This is a genomic window from Arthrobacter sp. HMWF013, from assembly GCF_003061105.1.
Taxonomy (GTDB): domain Bacteria; phylum Actinomycetota; class Actinomycetes; order Actinomycetales; family Micrococcaceae; genus Arthrobacter.
Genome location: NZ_QAIQ01000100.1, coordinates 1 through 5,773 on the forward strand (window position 1 = coordinate 1; position 5,773 = coordinate 5,773).

Genomic DNA, 5,773 nt, shown 5'->3' on the forward strand with positions numbered 1-5,773 from the left:
CGAGCACGAGCGGCTGACTGAAAAATACGGACGAGGGGCTCCACAAACGGCGGCAGCGCTCGGGAATCTTGCCGCCGGATGGGCTGAAGTTGCCCGCTCGCGTCGGGGGGAGCATGACGCCCGGGAGCTTTTCGAGAAGGCAATCGAGCTCTATCGGGCACTCTTAGCAATTCGGCTTGCTGTTGCTCAAAACACCACAACTAGTCGACGTACGATCACAGCGCGAGGGCAGCTTGCTCGACTCCTAGCTGATGCCGAGAAATTTCTCCCTGCCGTTGACGAATGTAGGCAGTGGTGTAAGGACGCAGCTCGTCATCCCGATTTTGGCACGTCTCATCCGGAAACTCTGGAAATGCGACGATTGAGCGCCCACTGGCTAGCTTGCGGGGGACTCCTAGCGGAGGCGATAAATTTGTTGGAGAGGTTAGTTCCCGAATATGTGGGCCTTCTTGGTCCGGATCACCCAGAGACCTTGATGGCCAGCAATGACTTGGCCGTCCGGCTTGGGGATGCCAAGGACACCCGGCGGCGGGGATACACGATGATGCTTAACCTCTTGCCACGTATGCAGCGTGTCCTCGGCCCTGATCACCCCACAACACTTGTCGCCAGGGCTGATCTAGCCGCGCTTTTGGCAGCTGTAGCTGGAATGGACAAGGCAAAGGAGGCCTTGTGCGTACTCCTTCCGGACTTAGTGCGGATTTTAGGCGCCGACCACGACAATACGCTCAAAGTGCGGCAAAACATTGCGGTGTTCGCGGGGGAGTTGGGTGATGCTCCAAGCGCGCGAGATCTTTTTTCGAAGTTGCTGGCCGACAAGATCCGAATTCTGGGCCCGAGTCACCCGGAGACGCTTGAAATTAGGCTATCCGTAGCTAGCTGGACTGGAGACGCGGGTGACGCTACTAGTGCTTACCTTGCCCTCCAAAAGCTAGTCACCGATAGCGAGCGGGCACTGGGAGCTGACCACCTCATTACACTTAAGGCCCGAGTCGAGCTCGCTTACTGGTTCCGGGGTGGTCCGGAGCATGTTGAGGACTGGAAGAGGTGGGTTGCCGCCTTGCTTTTCGATATGAGGCGAACCCTGGGATCGAATAACGCACTTATGTTAGACGCTCATCGGCGTTTAGCGCATTGGTTCAACCCAGACGAGTACATGCCTCCTATAGCCAGTGATCCCACAGTAAGGCCTATATAAGCGCACGACATTCAGTGTCGAGGTTAGCCACGTCGCTGAGAACCACAGGTAATCCGAGGAGTTCGAATTCTGGTCGTCACTGACGAAGCCACTTTGGAAGTTAGACATGACATCACGAGGGGGAGTGCGCGAGAGACGCTAAGCTCGCTGCTGAAAAAAGAATTACAGAAGGGACGTTATGGGTGACAGCCGGTCAAAGGGATACAGCCTTAGGGAGAGATGGCTCCTCGGACTTGCGATTGTCTTCGCTCTGTGTTTTGGGGCGGCCCTCCTAGCCTGGAAATTGCAGCTAGTACCGTATGCCACGGATTTTGGGAATGTTGGTGAATGGGTGGGTGCTCTAGCCACACTCGGTGGTTTCGGCGCCGCTGTCTACACACTCCAGAAAAATGCTTCTGATGCTCGACGGCATGAGGAACAGCATCAGCGCGCTGAAGCAGCTCGCGTTGCTGTGGCTTGGGACATGGACGTTGAGGATTTGGGATTTCGCCAGCCTTCTCACTCGCAGGATTTGGAATTTCTCCATCTTCCGCAAGAAAATTTTGGGCCTCAGAGGTTATGGCGCCATAAGGCCAGAATCCGCAACTCCGGCTCTTCGCCAGTGACACAAACCTATATTTGGTTACAGAATGTAAAGGGCCCGTGGACCTGGGAAGGACGAAACTCTGTCGTTCTCTGCGACACACTTTTGCCCGGAGCAGAGCGGGTCGTTGATTTTGACATAGCGTGGGGACCTTCCGTTGAGTCAACTGCAGGGGCTTCAAAAATTGCTTTAGGCGAAATGACCGGGTTTGGCTTCCGCGACGTGCACAATCAGTGCTGGATGTACCAAGACGGAAAGCTGCGCAAGGTTAGGTCCGAAGAAGCCTATGCGATGGACGCCTGAGCGCTACACAGATCTGTGGGAACCCCTGTTCGAGGAAGACACTCGGGCAATGGGGTGATGAGTGTAAATGGAAGACACTGCAGTGGAAGACACCGACTTTCTGACAGTTAGCTCCACATAAGATAAGCCCTAGATCCTAGTGATCTAGGGCTTATCTTTTTGCTTGTTGGCGAGAACGGTCATTTTGTTGGCGCAAATAAGGAGCGAATGGGGACCGGCATGGAACAACAGCAGGACGGAACAGGACAGTCGAAGCGAACGGGGGAGCTTAGCGAGGTGCTGGATGCGCGCATAGCCGGGCATCTCGACGACGAACACCGGCGCTTCGATAACCACAATGGAAGGTTCTATTGCGACTGCGGCGTAAAGATCCAGGCAGGCGGCCACCAGGCGCACCGGGACGACTTCGAGACGAAGCTGAGGGAGAAGGCGGCCCGTGGCTAGCATCCGAACCCGGACCCTCTCCAAGGGTGGGGAGTCGCAAACGGTAACGTGGCGGGACCCCTGACGCCGGGCTCAAGACGCGCACGTTCCATAAGGACTACGCCCCGGGCGAGGCCAAGCACAAAGCGCAGGAGCTCAAAGACTTCCTCGACGCCAACGGAAACAGCTTCAAACTGGCGGCCACAGCAAAGATCCGCAAGGACTCGACGGCACCGACCGTCTATGAAGTCGTCGTCCGGCACATCGACCTGCTGCGGAAGCCCCAGCCTGGCACCATCGCCAAGTACCGGAACATGGCCGCCGCGCAGATCGCCGGCAGCGACCTCGGCAAGACACCCGTGGACAAGGTCAACAAGGCGGCGGTGATCGACTGGCTCGACCAGCTCGTGGTCCAGTCACGCGCCAACCAGCCGACCGGCCAGCCGCTCGGGCGCAAGACGAAGGGAAACGTCCACGCCGTCCTGTCAGCCGCGTTCGCCTCGGCCATCGATGAGGAAGTCATGCACAGGAACCCGGCCAAGGGAGTGTCCGAAGCTGACCTCAACGAGGCTCGGGAACCGGTCTACCTGTCGCCGGAGGACCTCGTCATGCTCTCGGAGCGCATCGACCCGCACTACTCACTGTTCATCCGCTTTCCTCGGCGGCACAGGTCTGCGATACTCGGAAGCCGCAGCCCTACGACGTCGGGACATCACGCTCAAGAACGGCCGCGCATCGGTCCGCGTCAGCCGCGCATGGAAGTCCATCGGCAAGGGCGAAGAGATCGGACCGCCGAAGTCGAAGAAGGGCAACCGCACCGTGACATGCAACGCCGCACTCTCCGCGGCGCTCGAACAGCACCTAACCGCGCTCCAGCTGGACGACTACGTGTTCCAGCGGCCCAATGGCGAGTACATGCGGAACTCTCGCTTCCACAAAGAAGTCTGGCAGCCGCTCATGGGGGAGCTCGTCGGCGCACAGCTAGACCGGAAGCCTTGGATACACGAGATCCGCCACGCCCACTGCACCCACCTGCTCGACGCCAACGTCCCCGTGCACGTCGTACAGGCCAGGATGGGCCATGAGGATCCCGCAGACCACGCTCCGCGTCTACGCCCGTATGTCCGCACCCTCCGACGCCGCGGCGGCCGACGCGCTGGGATAACGCAAATCGAGACGTGCTTTGGTTAGCTGGCTTGTCTGAAGAACCTATGATGAGAGACTGATCAAGGGCGCGCACCGCCCATTGGGGGAAGCGACAAACTGTGATCAACCTGATAGCTCTCGCCGCCGCGGCTTGTGATACCTTGACTTCAGGTGTTCAGATATGACTGAACACTGCATCAGAATGCTGCCGGACTGCGACACAGTCTTAGGCCTCGTCCGACGATCGGGGATATGCGATGCAGAAGAGTTCATTGGATCATTGCTTCCCAGGTACCAGGCAAGGTACCAGCGGTACTTCGAACGGCTGCGGGATCACCACTCGATCAAAAGCCCGGAAAACCTTCGACGACTCGGGCGAGAGCAAGATGCAGAAATCTACGAACTGAAGGTCGATAAGTATCGACTCTATCTCGTTAAGCATTTTGAAACCTGGTACTTGACTCATGGGAGAGAAAAGCCAAAGGACAACCGGGTGCCGACGGAGATTCAAAAGGCCATAGACATATTTTGGGAATGGAAGTGAGGGGCGCCATGAGGACTTCAAGCGTCTTCCGTGTGGGGGATGAAGATTATCAAGCTGTGTACGCCGAAGAATCCGCGATGGTGGACGCCGGCGAACTGATCGCTGAGGCCATGGAAAATGCCGGGCTGAGTCGGGCTGACTTGGCGAGAAAACTGGGCGTGCCAAGAAGTGAAATCACGGCCCGGCTTTCGGGTGAACGCAACATAACAGTTCGCAACCTTGCGAAGACGCTTCACGTGCTGGGGGCGAAGCTTGTGCTCGACGTTGAGCGTGAATCAAAGTCATCACCGGCAGATCCCTCGAAGTTGATTGGGATGGCCTATAGAAGCTGTCGGGACCTTCGTGTTCAGCATGAAGCGCGGCCGAGCAATGAGCGGTTCCTTGAATTGATGTTGGGTAGGCGATGAAGAGTCCGTTCAATCATGCGTTCATACTTTCCGACCCGAGGGTTCTCGGGCTGGAAGTGCACACCGCGGAGGTCAGTGATGCTCATCTAACTTGGAGTTGCTCCTATTCCGGGGAGGATCTCGACGAGGACGACGATTTTCGGGTTGTGATCGCCACACTGCATGGCGCCAACGATGAGGCCACCTTCACGGTCACGATGGGCTCTATTTTCGTTGACAGCGGTCTGGTTGAAGTGGAGCATGACTACGCGGAATATCTGGCGAAGTCGGAGGCGCTTGAATCGCTTTATGACTTATGTCGACTACAGGCCCGCACGGCCCTCGGGATGCTCGAATTAGAGAAGATGTTTGAGATGCCGATGAAAGCTCCGCAGCCTAAGATCACGGAGATGGGGGACGAAGATCAGGATGTTCATCAGCATGACGACCTCGACGAGGACGCCCAGCCTTAACGCGATTTTCAAGTCCGGCCGGCTACTCATCGAATAACCCAAAAAGCCGATCGTCCCAGAAGATGAATTGGGCGATCTCTGTGCATCCAGTTGAGGCCGCTCTGCTGCGTCAGAACGCGACGTACCGTCCAGGCCATTCGCCCTCACCTGGACGGCGCACATCGGCAGCCGGTGTCCAGCAGTCGAAGTGCTGGATGTTGTCATCGTTCCAAACGACCGTGACCCAGTCACGGTTGCAGTGAGTGGCGTAACCATGGACCTCGGTGGTCCCGCCGCCCGTCAGGGGGACTTGGGCGATTACTTGGGGCTTCTGACCCGGACGGGAACCTGCGAACGCTCCCAGCGGCCAACTCCGGAACCGGGTTGGCGTGCTCATACTTGACGCCGGCCAGCGTGAACTTGGTTCGCTTCTCGATTCGATCCACAGTCACCAACCTATCCCGCTCCCAGTGGGTGGATAGGATGACCCTTAGAACTGGTCAACATCGGGGGAACCATGAAATTCTTTACCGCTGCACTGCCTGTCCTCACGCTCTTGACTCTGGCCGGTTGTTCCGCGCCGGCAGCGCAGGATGGCCCTACAGCTGGGCCGACCGCAACCCAAGCCTCACATCCAGCTACGCCCACACCGACCGCTACAGCTCTGCCCGCAGGAAAGTTCAAACTCAGCACAAAATCAGGCGCCGACATCACTTTCAACCTGCCGACTCCGGCGAC

Annotated in this window: 7 protein-coding genes; all 7 read left to right on the forward strand. The window is 57.7% G+C overall.

Translation table 11 applies throughout. The annotated features are described in order from the left end of the window. Window positions 1–352 precede the first annotated feature (352 nt). Window positions 353–1,198, forward strand: coding sequence for a tetratricopeptide repeat protein (locus tag DBR22_RS04765; RefSeq protein ID WP_108598024.1), 846 nt, complete (start codon window positions 353–355; stop codon window positions 1,196–1,198). Window positions 1,199–1,376: 178 nt separating this feature from the next. Continuing rightward, the gene (locus tag DBR22_RS23555) at window positions 1,377–2,084 is read left to right on the forward strand and encodes a hypothetical protein (RefSeq protein WP_146187387.1); all 708 of its coding nucleotides are present in this window, start codon (window positions 1,377–1,379) and stop codon (window positions 2,082–2,084) included. A 219-nt stretch (window positions 2,085–2,303) separates the two neighbouring features. Next, window positions 2,304–2,528 carry a hypothetical protein gene (locus DBR22_RS04775; RefSeq protein WP_146187388.1) on the forward strand — a complete coding sequence of 75 codons (225 nt, stop codon included), beginning with the start codon at window positions 2,304–2,306 and terminating at the stop codon, window positions 2,526–2,528. A 489-nt stretch (window positions 2,529–3,017) separates the two neighbouring features. Next, window positions 3,018–3,698 carry a site-specific integrase gene (locus tag DBR22_RS04785; protein ID WP_108598028.1) on the forward strand — a complete coding sequence of 227 codons (681 nt, stop codon included), beginning with the start codon at window positions 3,018–3,020 and terminating at the stop codon, window positions 3,696–3,698. A gap of 136 nt (window positions 3,699–3,834) precedes the next feature. Next, a complete protein-coding gene (locus tag DBR22_RS23560; protein WP_146187389.1) occupies window positions 3,835–4,197 on the forward strand; it encodes a hypothetical protein in 363 nt (120 codons plus the stop codon). 32 nt (window positions 4,198–4,229) lie between these two features. Continuing rightward, on the forward strand, window positions 4,230–4,604 hold the full coding sequence (locus tag DBR22_RS04790) for a helix-turn-helix domain-containing protein (RefSeq protein ID WP_181365029.1): 375 nt from the start codon (window positions 4,230–4,232) through the stop codon (window positions 4,602–4,604). Continuing rightward, window positions 4,601–5,056 (forward strand): hypothetical protein, encoded by a 456-nt coding sequence (locus DBR22_RS04795; protein WP_108598030.1) that lies wholly within the window; start codon window positions 4,601–4,603, stop codon window positions 5,054–5,056. Before DBR22_RS04790 ends, DBR22_RS04795 begins: the two co-directional genes overlap by 4 nt. Window positions 5,057–5,773 lie beyond the last annotated feature (717 nt).

Coding starts and splice junctions, on each gene's coding strand:
- DBR22_RS04765 (WP_108598024.1), top strand. CDS start 353: ATGCGACGATTGAGCGCCCACTGGCTAGCTTGCGGGGGACTCCTAGCG.
- DBR22_RS23555 (WP_146187387.1), top strand. CDS start 1,377: ATGGGTGACAGCCGGTCAAAGGGATACAGCCTTAGGGAGAGATGGCTC.
- DBR22_RS04775 (WP_146187388.1), top strand. CDS start 2,304: ATGGAACAACAGCAGGACGGAACAGGACAGTCGAAGCGAACGGGGGAG.
- DBR22_RS04785 (WP_108598028.1), top strand. CDS start 3,018: ATGAGGAAGTCATGCACAGGAACCCGGCCAAGGGAGTGTCCGAAGCTG.
- DBR22_RS23560 (WP_146187389.1), top strand. CDS start 3,835: ATGACTGAACACTGCATCAGAATGCTGCCGGACTGCGACACAGTCTTA.
- DBR22_RS04795 (WP_108598030.1), top strand. CDS start 4,601: ATGAAGAGTCCGTTCAATCATGCGTTCATACTTTCCGACCCGAGGGTT.